Here is a 14,427-nt window from a genome sequence, read left to right on the forward strand (position 1 = left end):
GAACCTCTCAGACGGCCACGCGGTCGCGTGGGTGGTGACGGTCGGGCCGCGTGGACGCGTGCCCGAGGAGCTGGAGGGTCAGCTCGCGCGCCTGGGCGCGCATCTGTGACCAGTCGAACTTGTGGGACCAGGCCACGCACGCCTCGGCGCGCAGGACCCGGACCCCGGGGTCGTCGGCGTCGACCAGCGCGCCGGTCAGCGCCTCGGCGAGACGGTCGACGACCGTGGCCGGGTCCGTGCTGTCCGGGACCAGCCAGCCGCTCTCGCCCGGCCGGATCGAGTCGCGCAGGCCGGGGACGTCACGGGCGACGGTGGGGACGCCGTGGGCGGCCGCGTCGATGACGGCCTGACCCCAGCCCTCGGCGTCGGAGGCGCACACGTGCACCGCCGCCCGGGCCAGCAGGGCGTCCTTCTCCTCCACGGACAGGAAGCCGTGGAAGGTGACCTGGTCCGCGAGGCCGGACGCGGCGGTCAGCGCGACCAGCCGATCGCGCTCCGGACCGCGGCCGACGACGTCGACGCGCAGGCGTCGCCCGGCGAGCTCGGCGCGGGCCTGCGCCCGGCCGACGGCCTCGAGCACCAGGTCGACCCGTTTGTGGGTGACCAGCCGGCCGAGGACGACGATCCGGTCGGGATCCTTCGTCGCCGGGTCCAGCAGTGCGGCCGACCGATCCGCGGGCGGCAGGTCCGCGCCGTTCTCGAGGATCCGGATGTCGCCGGTCCAGCCGAGCTGCTCGCGCATCTCGGCGACGGTCGACGAGGACACCGCCGCGGTGACCTGGTGCCGGTAGACGCGCCGCATGGCGACCCGTTCCATCCAGCGGCCGAAGGCGGCCACCGGGGCCGGGAAGTGCGCCGCGAACTGGGCCTGGTGGACGTGGTGCACCAGCAGCAGCGCCGGCGTCGTCCGGCGCAGGACCAGCGGCGAGAAGGACGGCAGTCCGCAGGCGGGGTCGATCACGGCGTCGATCCGGCGGCGGTGGCGCAGCAGCCACCCGAGCACGAACGGGTAGAAGGTCAGCGCACCCCCGCCGCGGCGTACGGCGATGCCGTCGCGGGTCTCGCGCGCGGCCTGACCGCCCGAACCCGCACTGTCACGGGCGGTGACGAAGTGGACCTGGGCGCCCGCCTCGCGCAGCGCCCGGGCGAACTGCCAGGCGTAGATCTCCGCCCCGCCCGCCAGCGAGTGGTCCAGGTCGCGCCAGTTGACGACGACCACGCGGCGACCGGCGAGACCGGGCTCGCGGCGGGTCATCAGTGGCTCCCCGCGAGGACCACGGGGGTGGGCGCGCCCACCGCCGCCGGCCGGTCGAGCGAGCGGCAGCGCCAGGCGATCCGGGCCAGTTCGGCGAAGGCTGCCGCCCCGTGCCGGGACGGCACGAACGTGGAGCCCGGCACGTCGGTCCAGGTCACCGGGATCTCCTGGAGCTCGGCGCCGGCCGCACGCAGCCGGACCAGCAGCTCGACGTCGAAGGAGAAGCCGGCGGTGCGCAGGCCGCGCACGGCCTGGCGGGCCACGCTGCCCCGGAACACCTTGAAGCCGCACTGGGTGTCGGCGACGCCGGGCACGAGCCGGCCGGCCAGGCGCCGGTACGCCGCCGCGCCGAGCGAGCGGGTGCGGCAGTGCCGCGCCTGCGTCGCGCTCCCGACGACCGCCCGCGACCCGATGACGACGTCGGCGCCGAGCAGCAGGTGCCGCCAGGCCTCCTCGATCGCGTCGAGCCCGGTCGCGCCGTCGGCGTCCATGAAGCACACCAGGTCGGCGTCGGTGGCCAGCAGGCCGGCCCGGACGGCGGCGCCCTTGCCCCGGCGCGCGCAGCGCACCACCCGGACCGGCAGCGCGGGCGAGTCGGCGGCCCGCGCCACCTCTGCGGTGCGGTCGGTGCTCGCGTTGTCGACGACCAGCACCTCCACGCGGCCGAGCACCCCGCGATGTGCCGTCACATGACGACGCAGCTCGCGCAGTGTGCGCGGCAGCCGGCGCTCCTCGTTGTACGCCGGAATGACGATCTGCAGCATCGGACCCTCCCAAGCCGTCTGCTCAACCCGCCCCCCTCGCGGAGGACGTACGACGAGCCCGCGCACCCGGGTGACAGGACGTCACGGGGACACGAGCGAGGGCGACCTACTGGTCGGCGTAGCTGTAGAGCTTCTCGTTGCTGACGGGCTTGTGCTCACCCTGCGCGGCATTGACGCCGGCGACGAGGACGACGGTCGAGGCGAGAGCCCCCACCACAGTGGCAATGATCGTGTTCATGCGCTGGTCCCCTCCCAAAGACCGGCACAGAGCATCAGTCCCCATGACTGTCATGAATGTGATGCCCGTTACTCCCTACTCGGGAGTATCCATGCGGCACCGGCCAAAAGCAAAAGAATCGCGCAAGTATGTCCGAACCACAGGAGGATCTGGCGCGCGCGGCCGACGTCCTTCGTGACCTCCGTCACGGTGCCGCCGGCGGCCAGGTCGACCAGCCGCAGCCCGCCCCCGTCGTACACGATCCGACCGTCGGGGACCTCCAAGGCGCCCATGCCCCGCTCGACGAGTACCCAGCGCACCCCGAGGGCGCGCAGGGCCGCCGCGGGATCGGTCGCGGCGAGGGCACCGGTCACCGCCACGACGCGCGGGTCCTCGGGCGGGACCACCCGGTCACCGCCCAGCAGCACGCGGTCGTCGATGAGCACCTCGCCGGGCAGCAGCCGGGGCGCGGGATCGAGGACGGCACGGCGGTGGTTCCAGGCGTAGCCGCGGTAGGAACCCACCCACGGCAGCACGATCGTGGTGTCGTCGGGGCCCACGAGCGCGGCGACCTCCGTCCATGCCTCCGGGTACGACGAGCGCTGCAACTCGCCGAGCGCGCCCCACGCCAGGCTCGGCAGGAGCAGGAGCGGCGCGACGACCCCCAGCGCCACGGCGCTCCACAGCGCCGTCGTGGCGGGCCGGATCCGCTCGCGCACGGCCGCGACCGCGTGCGCGGACCCGACCGCGAGGACCAGTCCGAGCGGCGCCAGGAACCGGTGCGAGTCGCGCAGCAGGGCCAGGCCCGGCAGCCCGTCCGCCAGCCGCTCCAGAAGGTCGCTGCCGCCCGGCAGGGCGGGGACGAGCGCGAGGAGGAGCGCCGCGCCGCCCAGGAGCGCCCAGCGCCGGCGGTCCGGGCCGCTGCGGGCGAGCCCGGCCAGCGCCACCAGGCTGAGCAGGCACGACAGCAGCACCAGCGCCGCGCTCGTGCGCTCGGCGGGCACGATGGAGGTCTTCCAGATGCCACCGAGGGACAGCACGCTGGCCGCCGTACCGGCCGCGGACTCGGCGCGCGCGGCGAAGCCCTGGAAGACGCCGTCGGTCGTCACCCGGGCGGTGGTCGCGGTCAGTGCGGGCAGCGCCCAGGTCAGGTTCGCGCCGACGGCCAGCGCGGCCACCCGCCACCAGGTCCGGCGGTCCCGGCCGAGCGCGAGCACGGCGAGGACGCCGACCGCCATCACGCCGCTCGACGGGTTGCACAGACCGGACAGGACGAGCATGACCGCGGTCGGCCCCCAGTCGCGCGGGTCCGCACGCAGCCGGAGCGCGGCGCGCGCCACCCAGGGCAGGAGCAGATAGCCCAGGAGGATCGCCCACTGCCCGATCAGCAGCCGCTCGTAGACCCACGGGTTCCAGCAGAACAGGGTGATCGCGGCGGCGCGGGCGTACCAGCGCTGGTCGGCGACCAGCCGCGCGGCGCCGAGGCCACCGGCCACGAAGCCGCCGACGAGCAGCACCCGCTGGACGACGCTGCCCGGCACGACGTGCGTCGCCAGCGACACGAGGGCGTCCATCGGCACCGCGCGCGGCAGCGAGCCGTCCAGGCCCAGCCAGGCGCTCTTCCAGGGCTGGTGCGGGACGAACACCATGTCGCCGACCAGCCAGTAGCCGCCGCCGACGAGCAGCGGGCCGAGGACGAGCAGCGTGATCGCCGCGGTCACCGCGAGGTCGGACCCCGGCCTCCTCACCGCCGCCTCACCGCCGCCTCACCGCTGCTCCGGGCGCGTGCTCCGGCCGAGGACGGCGGCGAAGCCGAGCGCGAGGGCGGCTCCGGTCACCAGGTCGACCGGTCGCGACGGCAGGTGCGGCGCGTCGGTCAGGGCGACCACGAGCGCGACGAGCGCACCGAGCAGCGCCGCCCCGACGAGGGCCTGGACCAGCCGCGGCCACCGGGCGAGCAGGGCACCGAGCACCCCCGCCGCGGCGACGACCGGGCCGCCGACGAGACCGGCGACGACGCCCGCGACGACCGCGCTGAGAACGGTGCGCCGACGCGAGGGCGGTCCCGCCGAACCGGGCTCGGTCCCCGACGGGGTCACGCGCTCCGCCTGCACCTCCCCGCGCCGCCGGATGCGGCGTACCGCCCCGGTGCCGAGGATTCCCAGCGCGGTGAGCAGCACGGTCCCCAGGACGCCCAGGCCCGCGATCAGGACGACCAGGTAGCCCCGTTGGGGAGCGTAGACGAGCTCGACCTTTCCGGACTCGTCCGCCGGCAGCACCCAGCCCTGGGCCCAGCCGTCGACGGTGATCCGCTCGAGCTCGCGGCCGTCGACCGTGGCCACCCAGCCGAGGTTGACGTTGTGGGGCGAGCTGAGCACGGCGTCCTCCCCCGGGCCGACGTCGAGGCGGACCCGGGTGTCGTCCGCGGACAGCAGCCGGACGGTGCGCGAGCGGGACGGACCGCGCTCGGGCGCCGCGCCGCCGCCGACGGAGTCGAGGGTCAGCCCGACCGGCTGGAACTGCTCGGTCGAGCGCAGCTCGACGCGATGGGAGCCGGCGCTCAGCGTCAGCGGGCCGGTGCCGTCGCAGGGTTCGAGCGCCAGCTGGCCGGCGGCGACCACGTCGCCCATCAGGCCCTCGACGCGGGTCTCGACGACACGGCCGTCGACGACCAGCTGCGGCCCGAACCCGCAGACCGCGCCGGTCGGACCACCGCCGTCGAGGGTCGCGGAGAACCGTGCGCCCCCGAGCCGGACCTCGCCGACGCCGAGCGGTGCGCCGTCCACCCGGCCGGCCGATCGGCCGAAGGTCACGGTGAGCCGGCGGGCACGTACCGGCTCGAAGGCGCCGTACCCGGTCAGGTCGGCCCGGCGGACCACCACGCCGTCGGCGGTCTCGGCCCGGATCACCGCATGGTCGGGACGTACGGCCACCCCGGCCGGCGGGCTGACGGTGAGGCGGCGCATCGTCCGCTCGCGGCCGAGGTCGACGGTGAGCGTCGGCTCGTCGTCGCGGGGGTCGGCCACCCACGAGGTCGCGTCGTTGCCGTCGTAGGCCATCCGCGGCGACACCGCCGGGTCGTTCCCCAGCCACGACGAGCCGGTCATGGTCACCCCGCCCAGCGGCTGCAACAGCTCGAGCGTGCCGGGCCGGCTCCGGCCGACGACGAGGCCGCGGACCCGGAACCGGCCGCCCTCCTCGAGCGTGAACGTCCGGTCGATGCCCGCGGCCTCCTCGGCCGCCCGGGCCCGGTACCGGCCGCAGTCGGGGCCCAGCAGCGTCAGCACGCAGGAGCGGGTCTCGGGCGCCGCGGCGAACAGCAGGTCGGGCGGGCCGTCGGTCGCGGCCTCGGGGACGACGAGCGTGCGGGTCGGCGCGACGCCGTCGATCCCGACCTCGGCGAGACCGATCGTGGCCTCCCGGTCCGGCGCGTCGAGGGGCTCGATCCGGACCCGGTCGGCGCGCACGTCGAGCCGCACCGAGCCCTCTCCGGTGAACGGGTCGGTCACCAACGTCCGGCTGCGACCGCCCGTTGTGACCCGCCAGCGGGCGACCCGGCTGACGTCCTCGGCCGACGGCTGGCTCAAGCGCACCGCGCCGACCTGGCGCTCGCCGCCGAGGTCCACCTCCAGCCACTGGCTCAGGGGGTCGGCGAACGGACTCGGCCGCCAGTACGTCGACGGATCGCCGTCGAGCGCCGACCACGGCGCGTTCTCGGGGTGCACGGCTCCCAGCGAGCTGGTCCACGCCCGGGAGCTCGACGCGTCGACACCCGCGATGCCGTCGTACCGGGCCACGACCGGCGCGGCCCCCGCGGCGCCGGGGTAGTTCGGCACCACGCGGTCGCCGTGGAACGGGTCGGTCGCCGTCATCACGTTGCTCTCGGCGTCCTGGATCCGGCCGAACGAGCGCTCCCGGAGCCGGTACCCGTCCCCGACCACCTGGGCGTCGCGGTCCCAGCCGGGCTCGCCCGCCAGCACCATCGCCTGGGCCGGCCCGACCAGGCCGGACCCCACGGCGGCCACCGCGGCCTCGACCGAGCCCGCGACGGTCACGGCGTCGTCGGCGTCGCGGACGTCGTACCCGCCGGTGCCCACCTGGGCCCCGATCGCCGGCTCGACGTCGAAGACCTCGATCGCGGGGCCGAACTCCAGCTCACCGAAGGTGGCGATCGAGTGCAGCCCGGGTGAGCGGCCCAGGGCGACGCCGACCAGGCTCGCCGAGGTCGCCTGCGAAACGTTCGGCTCCAGGTCGTGGCGCACGAGGACGGTGTCGATGCCGATCCGGTTCAGCAGGTGCCGCAGGTACGGCGACCCGGAGCCGGTCTCGAGGAAGGTCTCCATCGCGGAGAACAGCCGGATCGTCGCGGGCGGCGTGAGCGGCACCTGCGAGCGGGTGATCCACGGGCTGCGCGCCACCGCCTCCATCGGCTCCTCCATGGTCCAGCCCCACTGCTGGATGCCGAAGCCCGACCCGGGGATGACCCAGGTCGCCCCGCCGCCGTCCTCGGCCTCGTCGGCCCGCTCCTCCAGGAAGGCCGCCGCCTCCCACCAGTACGACGGGAGCTCCTTCCACCCGGGCGTGCGGGTGTCGGCGGTGGCGATGGGCTGGGCCATCGCGAGCAGGCCGCCGGCGATCGCCACGACGAGTCCGCCCGCCGCCCACCGACGCACGCCGACCCGCCGCCCGCCCGACCGGCGGCGCAGCAGCGGCAGCAGATCGTCGACGAGGGCGGCGAGACCGATCGCGATCGGGATCCGGAGCACCGGGTCGACCTTGGCGACATTGCGCAGCGGGGCCAGCGGTCCGTCGAGCAGGTCGCGCAGCGCCTGGCTGAGCGGGCCGTCGAGCGCGCCGGTGTGGGCGATCACCTGGCAGACCAGCCCGAACCCGGCGGCCACCAGCAGCGGGGTCCGCCACGCGCTGCGCATCCGGAGCAGGCCGACGAAGCCGGCAACGGCGACCAGCCCCGATCCGAGCACCAGCCAGGGCTCGTAGGCCAGGTCGTAGCCGGCCGGCCACCACCGGTCGCCGCCGACGGAGATGAACCCCACCCAGTTGCTGGCACCGCGGAGCACGGACGCGAACCCGGCGGTCGACGTCGTGGCCCGGGCATCCTCGACGAAGTCGTAGAAGGGTGGGCTGTAGGCGCCCAGTCGCAGCAGCGACAGGATCCACCAGGCGCTGACCGCGCCGACGAGGGCGAGCCAGCCCGCGCCGAAGCGCCAGCTCAGCCGGCGGGTCAGCACGGCCCAGAGCACGAGGATCGCGAGCAGGGCGGCCGGCGCCGCCGTCGCCGTGCCGTTGACGCCACCGGAGCAGGCGAAGGCCGCCGCGGAGAGGACCGCCGCGTTGCGTGGCCGCATCCGGCCGTGGACGACCAGCACCACCGGGAGTGCCGCCCACGGCAGCATCGCGCCGGGCAGGATCTCCGCGCTGCGGGTGCCGATCTCGGTGACGTGGCGGGGCGTCAGGCCGTACGCGAGGCCGGCGACCGCGGCGGCCACGGGCGACGTACCGAGGGCGCGGGCGAGGCGGCGCAGGCCCTCGCAGGCCAGGAGCAGGATCAGCACCGACCACACCCGCTGCGCCACCCAGCCCGGGGTGCCCACCAGCTCGGCCAGCCAGAAGAAGGAGCCGTGCGGGAACAGGTAGCCGTAGGCCTGGTTCTGCATCTCCCCCAGCGACACCTCGGGGTTCCACAGGTGGAAGGTGCCGGCGAGGTGCGGACCGGGGACCTCGGTGAGCTCGAAGCGGGTGTCGCTCGTCGACTGGCCCCACTTCTCGGTGAGGACGAAGACCGCGAGCGCGGCGTACAGGGTCAGCAGCACCACGCGACCGCGCCGCTCGTCCCGCATCCCGCCTCCGCTCCCCTCGCCCTCCCGGCGGGGGTCACTGTATGCCGATGCCGCCTCCGCCTCCCGGATCGGCGGGGCCACCCCCTAGCCTGCTCTGGTGACGACGACCTCGCCCGCTGCAGGCACCCGCCTGACCCGGCTGCTGCGCAGCAGCGCCGGCATCGCCATCGCGATGGCCGTGATGAACGTCGGCACCTACGGCTTCCAGATCGTCTCCGCGCGTCTGCTGGGCCCCGGCCAGTACGGCGCCCTCGCCGGCGTGATGGCACTGCTGATGGTCCTCTCGGTCCTCCAACTGGGCCTCCAGGCGACCTCCGCGCGGCGGATCGCCGCCGACCCGGAGCACGTGGCCGCGGTGGAGACCTCCGTCCTCCGCACCGCCTGGCGCACCGCGTTCGCGCTGGGCCTGGTCACGATCGTCGCGGCCCCGCTCGTGACCAGGCTGCTCCGGCTCGACGGCCTCCTGCCCGCCGTCCTGCTGGGGCTGAGCATCGTCCCGATCACCGTGATGGGCGCCCAGGCCGGGGTGCTGCAGGGCGAGCGCAGGTGGCTCCCCCTCAGCCTGGTCTACCTGGCGGTCGGCGTCCCCCGGGTCGCGCTCGGCCTGGCCTTCCTGCTGGTGTGGCGGTCCGAGACCAGCGCGATGCTGGCCGTCCTCATCGCGTCCTGGGTCCCCGTCGTCGTGGGCGCGTGGGCGCTGGGGCGGCACCCCCGCCCCACGAGCAGCGTGAGCGAGTCGGAGATCCGCCGCGACGTGCTGCGCGAGACGGCCGGAAGCTCGATCGCGCTCCTGGCCTTCTTCGCGCTGTCCAACCTCGACGTGGTGGTCGCCCGCGGTGTCCTCGACGGGCACGACGCCGGCCTGTACGCCGGTGGCCTGATCGTGACGAAGGCGGTGCTCTTCCTGCCGCAGTTCGCGGTCGTGGTCCTCTTCCCGTCCATGTCGACCGGCAGCGAGAGCCGCGCCGCCCTGGCCAAGGGCCTGGCGTTCCTGAGCGTCCTCGGGACCGCCTGCGTCGTTGCGACCTACCTGCTCTCCGGGCTCGCCCTCGTCTTCATCGGCGGAGCCGAGTACGCCGAGGTCGAGGACCGGCTGTGGATGTTCGCCGTCCTCGGCGCCCTCCTCGCCCTGTTGCAGATGCTGGTGTACGCCGGACTGGCCAGCCGTGGAGCCGCGACCAAGTACCTCGTCGGCATCGGCGTCGTCGCCCTCGTCATCGGCGGCTCGCAGGCCGACGGCGTCACCGGCCTCGCCACCACCGTGGGCATCGTGGACCTCGCGGTGCTGCTCGTGCTGGTCGCGCTGCAGGTGTTCCGGCACCGCCGCGACGACGAGCTCGCGCCCGCTGACCAGTAGCCGGTCACCCGTCGGTCATCGCGGGAAGCGAGGGCGACGGAGCGTAGCGAGCGAGGAACGAGCGACCGGAGCGGAGGAGCCGAGCCTTTCCGCGAGCCGACCGCCTTGCCGCCACGCGAACGCAGCCATCCACCGGACTCGACCGCGGCGCGGCAGCGTGGCGCGACGAAGGAGCGACACGCTCGCGCCATCCAACTAATGCGCGGCCTCGTGCCAGGACCGACCGGTGCCGACCGAGACGTCGAGCGGGACGGTGAGGTCGGCGGCGCCGGCCATCTGCTCGCGGACCAGGGCCTCGAGTGCCCCGCTCTCGCCGTCGGCGACCTCGAACACGAGCTCGTCGTGGACCTGGAGCAGCATCCGCGAGCGCAGACCGGAACCGCGCAGCGCGGCGTCGGTGCGGAGCATGGCGACCTTGATCAGATCGGCCGCCGAGCCCTGGATGGGCGCGTTGAGCGCCATCCGCTCGGCACCCTCGCGGCGCATCCGGTTGTCGCTGGTCAGGTCGGGCAGGTAGCGGCGCCGGCCCATGATGGTCTCGGTGAAGCCGGTGCGCCGGGCCTCGTCGACGACGCCGGTGAGGTAGTCGCGGATGCCGCCGAAGGTGTCGAAGTACTCCTCCATCAGTCCGCTGGCCTCGCGCGGCTCGATGCCGAGCTGCTGGGAGAGACCGAAGGCCGACAGGCCGTAGGCGAGGCCGTAGTTCATCGCCTTGATCTTGGCCCGCATCTCCTGGGTGACGGCGTCGGGCGCGACGTCGAAGACCCGCGAGGCGGTCTCGGCGTGGAAGTCACGACCGGAGCGGAACGCCTCGATGAGAGCCTCGTCCTCGGACAAGTGGGCCATGATCCGCATCTCGATCTGGCTGTAGTCGGCGGTCATCAGCGAGTCGTAGCCGGGTCCGACCACGAAGCTCTCCCGGATCCGGCGGCCCTCCTCGGTGCGGACCGGGATGTTCTGCAGGTTGGGCTCGGTGCTCGACAGCCGCCCGGTGGCCGCGATGGTCTGGTGGAAGGTGGTGTGGATGCGGCCGTCGGGCTGGACCGTCTTGAGCAGGCCCTCGATCGTCTGCCGCAGCCGGATCACCTCGCGGTGGCGCAGCAGGTGCAGCAGGAAGGGATGGGGATTGCTGGCGGCCAGCTTCTGCAGCGCGTCGGCGTCGGTGGTGTAGCCGGTCTTGGTGCGCTTGGTCTTCGGCATGCCGAGCTCGTCGAAGAGCACCACCTGCAGCTGCTTGGGCGAGCCGAGGTTGATCTCCTTGCCGATCACCGCGTAGGCCTCCACGGCCTCCTTGCGCACCTCCTCGCCGAAGTGCGCCTCGAGCCCCTCCAGGTGCTCGATGTCGACCGCGATGCCGGTCTGCTCCATGGCCGCCAGCACGCCGACGAGCGGCATCTCGACCTCGGTCAGCAGACTGCGGCCACCCGCCTTCTCGACCTCGTCGGTCAGCTCGGCGGACAGGTCGAGCGCGGCCCGGGCCTGGACCATCGCGGCCTTGGCCAGGTTGGCGTCCTCGTCGAAGAGCATCCCCTGGTCGTCGTCCTCGGCGACCGCGAGCTCGCGGTGGAGGTAGCGCAGGGAGAGGTCGGCGAGGTCGTAGGAGCGCTGGTCGGGGGCGACGAGGTACGCCGCGAGCGCGGTGTCCTCCACGACGCCCGCCAGGCTCCAGCCCTGGGCACCGAGCGCGACCAGGGGCCCCTTGGCGTCGTGGAGCACCTTCGGGCGTGTCTCGTCGGCCAGCCAGGCGGCCACCGCGGCGTCGTCGGCGGGGCTCATCGCCTCGACGTCGACGTACGCCGCCCGGCCGTCGGCCAGCGCGAGCGCGAGCCCGGCGACCCGGCCGGTGCCGCTGCCCCAGGATCCGCGCACGGAGAGGCCGACGGTCGTGCTGCCGATCTCGTCGAGCCAGGCCGCGACGGCATCGGGCGCGAGCGTGGTGCCGTCGACCTCGACGCCCGCCTCGACCGGGGTGTCCTCACCGGGCGCCACGACGTCCAGGATGCGGGTGCGCAGCTCGCCGCGGAACTCCAGCTCGTCGAGCAGCTCGAGGGCCGAGGAGCGGTCCCACTCCCCCAGCACCAGGTCGTCGATCGCGAGGCCGAGGTCGAGGTCGCGCACCAGCGCGTTGAGCCGGCGGTTGCGGATCACGTCGCCGAGGTGCTCGCGGAAGGCCTCGCCCTTCTTGCCGGTGATCTTGTCGGCCTGGGCGATCACGTTGTCGAGGCCGTCGTAGGTGTTGATCCACTTCGCGGCGAACCCGGCGCCGACCCCGGGCACGCCCGGCAGGTTGTCGGACTGCTCGCCGACGATCGCCGCGAGCTCGGGGTAGCGGTGCGGCGGGACGCCGTACTTGTCCTCCACGAAGGCGGGTGTCATCCGGGACAGGTCGGACACGCCACGCATCGGGTAGAGCACCGTCGAGCGCTCGGTCACCAGTTGGATGGAGTCGCGGTCGCCGGTGAGGATGAGCACCTCGAGACCGCTCGTCTCGTCGGCGAGGGCCTGCGTGACCAGCGTGGCGATGATGTCGTCGGCCTCGTAGCCGGGGTGCTTGATGTAGCGGATCGAGAAGCTGTCGAGCATCCGCTCGATCAGGGGGAGCTGGCTGCTGAACTCGCCCGGCGTCTTGTTGCGCTTGGCCTTGTACTCGGCGTACTCCTCGGTGCGGAAGGTCTGCCGCGACACGTCGAAGGCGACCGCCACATGGGTCGGCTGCTCGTCGCGCAGCACGTTGACCAGCATCGAGGTGAAGCCGTAGACGGCGTTGGTGTTCTGCCCGGTCGCGGTCGAGAAGTTCTCGACCGGGAGGGCGAAGAAGGCGCGGTAGGCGAGTGAGTGGCCGTCGAGGAGCAGGAGTCGCGGGCGGGTCGTCTCCGTCATGGGCTGGGGCACCCGGCGACTCTACCGATGACCGCCGACTAACCTTCAGACCCATGACGACCATCGACGAGATCGCCGACTTCATGCGCTCCCACATGGGCGCGCTCAACGAGCGGATGGGCATCGAGCTGGTCGAGGTCACGCCCGACCGTGTGGTCGCCACGATGCCCGTCGAGGGCAACACCCAGCCCTACGGCCTGCTCCACGGCGGCGCGTCGGTGGTCCTCGCCGAGACCCTGGGCTCGGTCGCGGCGGCGATCCACGCCGGACCGGACCGGTTCGCCGTCGGCACCGACATCAACGCGACCCACCACCGCTCGGCGACCTCCGGCGTGGTCACCGGCGTCGCGACGCCGCTGCACCGCGGCCGGACCATGGCCAGCTTCGAGATCGTCGTCAGCGACGACGCCGGGCGCCGGGTGTGCACCTCCCGGATCACGTGCGCGCTCCTGGAGCGCGACCCCGCGAGGAAGTAGCCCCTCAGGCCTGCTCGGGCTCCGGGAGCGCCAGCCGCTCGGTCCGGGCCCGGCGCAGCGAGCGCCGGGCGGCGAGCACCCGGTTGCGGCTGCCGTCGACACCCGCCTGCTGACGCTGCGGGGACACCCGGCTGCGCAGGAGCGCGGTCGGGGCGATCCGGTACATCACGACCGGCGCCAGGCCGAGCCGCGCCATGAACCGGTTGGACTCGCGTGAGGAGTGCGGCACCGCGGTGACCACGTGCAGGATGCCGTTCTCCTCGGCGAACGCGGTCGCCGCCTCCACCAGGGCGTGGCCGACGCCGTGCCGGCGGCAGTGGTCGAAGACGCGCGGGTGCATCGACTGGACGCAGGGCTCGAGGTTGAGCGGGGAGAGCGTCGTGATCCTCAGGTAGACGGCACCGGCCACCTGGCCGTCGTACTCGACGACGACGAGGCGCTGCTCCGGCGACGCGGCGGCCCCCTTGATGACGAGCTCGAGATCGGCGACCTGCTCGGCGGGGTCGGCGCGACGCACGGCATCGCTCCACAGGTCGGCGAGGACGACGGCGTCGTCGCGGGTGGCGACGCGCGTGATCAGCGAATAGCGACTCATCCGGCCCTGCCTTCTCCTCGACCCCCGCACGGGGACCGCACGGCGGCGGGCGGTCCGGACGCACACACTACGCTCACCCGAACGCGCCCGACAGGGGGATGCCGGGATCTCCCCCGGGCACCCGCCCGGGCCACCGGACGGTGACGTCCAGGTCACGATCCTGGAACAACCCGGCACCCGGATCGCGGGGCCCTCGTCACCGGGTCCGATCGGGCCTACAGTGCCGAGATGAAGATGTCGCGCACCATCGCCCTCACCCTGACGGCCCTCACCGCCCTCGCGCTCGGGGCCTGCGGCTCCGACGACAGCGGCACCTCGGCGAGTGGCGCCGACCTCGTCAAGAAGGACACGCTCACGGTCTGCTCGGACGTGCCCTATCCCCCGTTCGAGGACTTCGACAAGTCCAGTGACAGCGGATTCAAGGGCTTCGACGTCGACATCGTCACCGAGATCGCGAAGCGACTCGACCTCGACCTGTCGATCAAGGACTCCTCGTTCGACGCCCTGCAGAGCGGTCAGGCCCTCAACGCGAAGCAGTGCGACCTCGCCGCGTCGGCGATGACCATCACCGACGACCGGAAGAAGAACCTCGACTTCTCCGACGGCTACTACGACTCCCAGCAGTCCCTGCTGGTCCCGGCGGACAGCGACATCGCCACGATCGCCGACCTCGACGGGGTCAAGGTGGGCGTCCAGCAGGGCACCACCGGCAAGACCTACACCGAGGAGAACGCCACCGGCGCGGACATCGTCTCCTTCCCGAGTGACGCCGAGATGTTCCAGGCGATCAAGGCCGGCCAGGTCCAGGCATTGCTGCAGGATCTGCCGGTCAACCTCGACCACACCTCAGACGGCAGCTTCAAGGTCGTCGAGACCTACGAGACCGACGAGGAGTACGGCTTCGCCATCAAGAAGGGCAACAGCCAGCTGGTCGATGACGTGAACGGCGCGCTGGAGGAGATGCGCGGCGACGGCACCTACGACACGATCTACGACACCTACTTCTCCACGGAGAACTGAGCCGC

The 14,427-nt window shown here is 73.5% G+C and carries 10 protein-coding genes; 3 read left to right on the plus strand and 7 right to left on the minus strand.

Features of this window, described 5'->3' with window-relative positions; genetic code table 11:
* Window positions 1-7: 7 nt before the first annotated feature.
* The 5 genes from QJ852_15715 to QJ852_15735 form a co-directional block, all read right to left on the minus strand.
* Entirely contained in the window at window positions 8-1,255 is a 1,248-nt protein-coding gene (locus QJ852_15715; protein ID WGX94598.1) for a glycosyltransferase family 4 protein, read from the minus strand.
* Window positions 1,255-2,019 (minus strand): glycosyltransferase, encoded by a 765-nt coding sequence (locus QJ852_15720; GenBank protein ID WGX94599.1) that lies wholly within the window; start codon window positions 2,017-2,019, stop codon window positions 1,255-1,257. The genes QJ852_15715 and QJ852_15720 overlap by 1 nt, the downstream gene beginning before the upstream one ends.
* A gap of 106 nt (window positions 2,020-2,125) precedes the next feature.
* Window positions 2,126-2,257: a hypothetical protein gene (locus tag QJ852_15725; GenBank protein ID WGX94600.1), complete on the minus strand. Its 132-nt coding sequence runs from the start codon at window positions 2,255-2,257 to the stop codon at window positions 2,126-2,128.
* A gap of 68 nt (window positions 2,258-2,325) precedes the next feature.
* A complete protein-coding gene (locus QJ852_15730; GenBank protein WGX94601.1) occupies window positions 2,326-3,984 on the minus strand; it encodes a hypothetical protein in 1,659 nt (552 codons plus the stop codon).
* 18 nt (window positions 3,985-4,002) lie between these two features.
* Entirely contained in the window at window positions 4,003-8,094 is a 4,092-nt protein-coding gene (locus tag QJ852_15735) for an alpha-(1->3)-arabinofuranosyltransferase family protein (protein ID WGX94602.1), read from the minus strand.
* Between the two features lie 97 nt (window positions 8,095-8,191).
* Here QJ852_15735 and QJ852_15740 point away from each other — a divergent pair, with 97 nt between their 5' ends.
* On the plus strand, window positions 8,192-9,451 hold the full coding sequence (locus QJ852_15740) for an oligosaccharide flippase family protein (GenBank protein ID WGX94603.1): 1,260 nt from the start codon (window positions 8,192-8,194) through the stop codon (window positions 9,449-9,451).
* 195 nt (window positions 9,452-9,646) lie between these two features.
* On the opposite strand, the gene polA is transcribed toward QJ852_15740, so the two are convergent.
* On the minus strand, window positions 9,647-12,331 hold the full coding sequence (polA, locus tag QJ852_15745) for a DNA polymerase I (GenBank protein WGX99471.1): 2,685 nt from the start codon (window positions 12,329-12,331) through the stop codon (window positions 9,647-9,649).
* A 53-nt stretch (window positions 12,332-12,384) separates the two neighbouring features.
* Between polA and QJ852_15750 the strand changes: the two genes are divergently transcribed.
* Window positions 12,385-12,807 carry a hotdog fold thioesterase gene (locus QJ852_15750; protein WGX94604.1) on the plus strand — a complete coding sequence of 141 codons (423 nt, stop codon included), beginning with the start codon at window positions 12,385-12,387 and terminating at the stop codon, window positions 12,805-12,807.
* A gap of 4 nt (window positions 12,808-12,811) precedes the next feature.
* Here QJ852_15750 and QJ852_15755 read toward each other — a convergent pair whose 3' ends face one another.
* Window positions 12,812-13,402 carry a GNAT family N-acetyltransferase gene (locus tag QJ852_15755; GenBank protein WGX94605.1) on the minus strand — a complete coding sequence of 197 codons (591 nt, stop codon included), beginning with the start codon at window positions 13,400-13,402 and terminating at the stop codon, window positions 12,812-12,814.
* A 228-nt stretch (window positions 13,403-13,630) separates the two neighbouring features.
* Between QJ852_15755 and QJ852_15760 the strand changes: the two genes are divergently transcribed.
* Entirely contained in the window at window positions 13,631-14,422 is a 792-nt protein-coding gene (locus QJ852_15760) for an ABC transporter substrate-binding protein (GenBank protein ID WGX94606.1), read from the plus strand.
* Window positions 14,423-14,427: the final 5 nt, after the last annotated feature.

The sequence above is a fragment of the Nocardioides sp. L-11A genome (genome assembly GCA_029961745.1).
Lineage (GTDB): Bacteria > Actinomycetota > Actinomycetes > Propionibacteriales > Nocardioidaceae > Nocardioides.

Excerpts from the sequence above, each read along its gene's own strand:
- QJ852_15715 (WGX94598.1), bottom strand. The coding sequence starts at position 1,255 with ATGACCCGCCGCGAGCCCGGTCTCGCCGGTCGCCGCGTGGTCGTCGTC.
- QJ852_15720 (WGX94599.1), bottom strand. The coding sequence starts at position 2,019 with ATGCTGCAGATCGTCATTCCGGCGTACAACGAGGAGCGCCGGCTGCCG.
- QJ852_15725 (WGX94600.1), bottom strand. The coding sequence starts at position 2,257 with ATGAACACGATCATTGCCACTGTGGTGGGGGCTCTCGCCTCGACCGTC.
- QJ852_15735 (WGX94602.1), bottom strand. The coding sequence starts at position 8,094 with ATGCGGGACGAGCGGCGCGGTCGCGTGGTGCTGCTGACCCTGTACGCC.
- polA (WGX99471.1), bottom strand. The coding sequence starts at position 12,331 with ATGACGGAGACGACCCGCCCGCGACTCCTGCTCCTCGACGGCCACTCA.
- QJ852_15750 (WGX94604.1), top strand. The coding sequence starts at position 12,385 with ATGACGACCATCGACGAGATCGCCGACTTCATGCGCTCCCACATGGGC.
- QJ852_15755 (WGX94605.1), bottom strand. The coding sequence starts at position 13,402 with ATGAGTCGCTATTCGCTGATCACGCGCGTCGCCACCCGCGACGACGCC.
- QJ852_15760 (WGX94606.1), top strand. The coding sequence starts at position 13,631 with ATGAAGATGTCGCGCACCATCGCCCTCACCCTGACGGCCCTCACCGCC.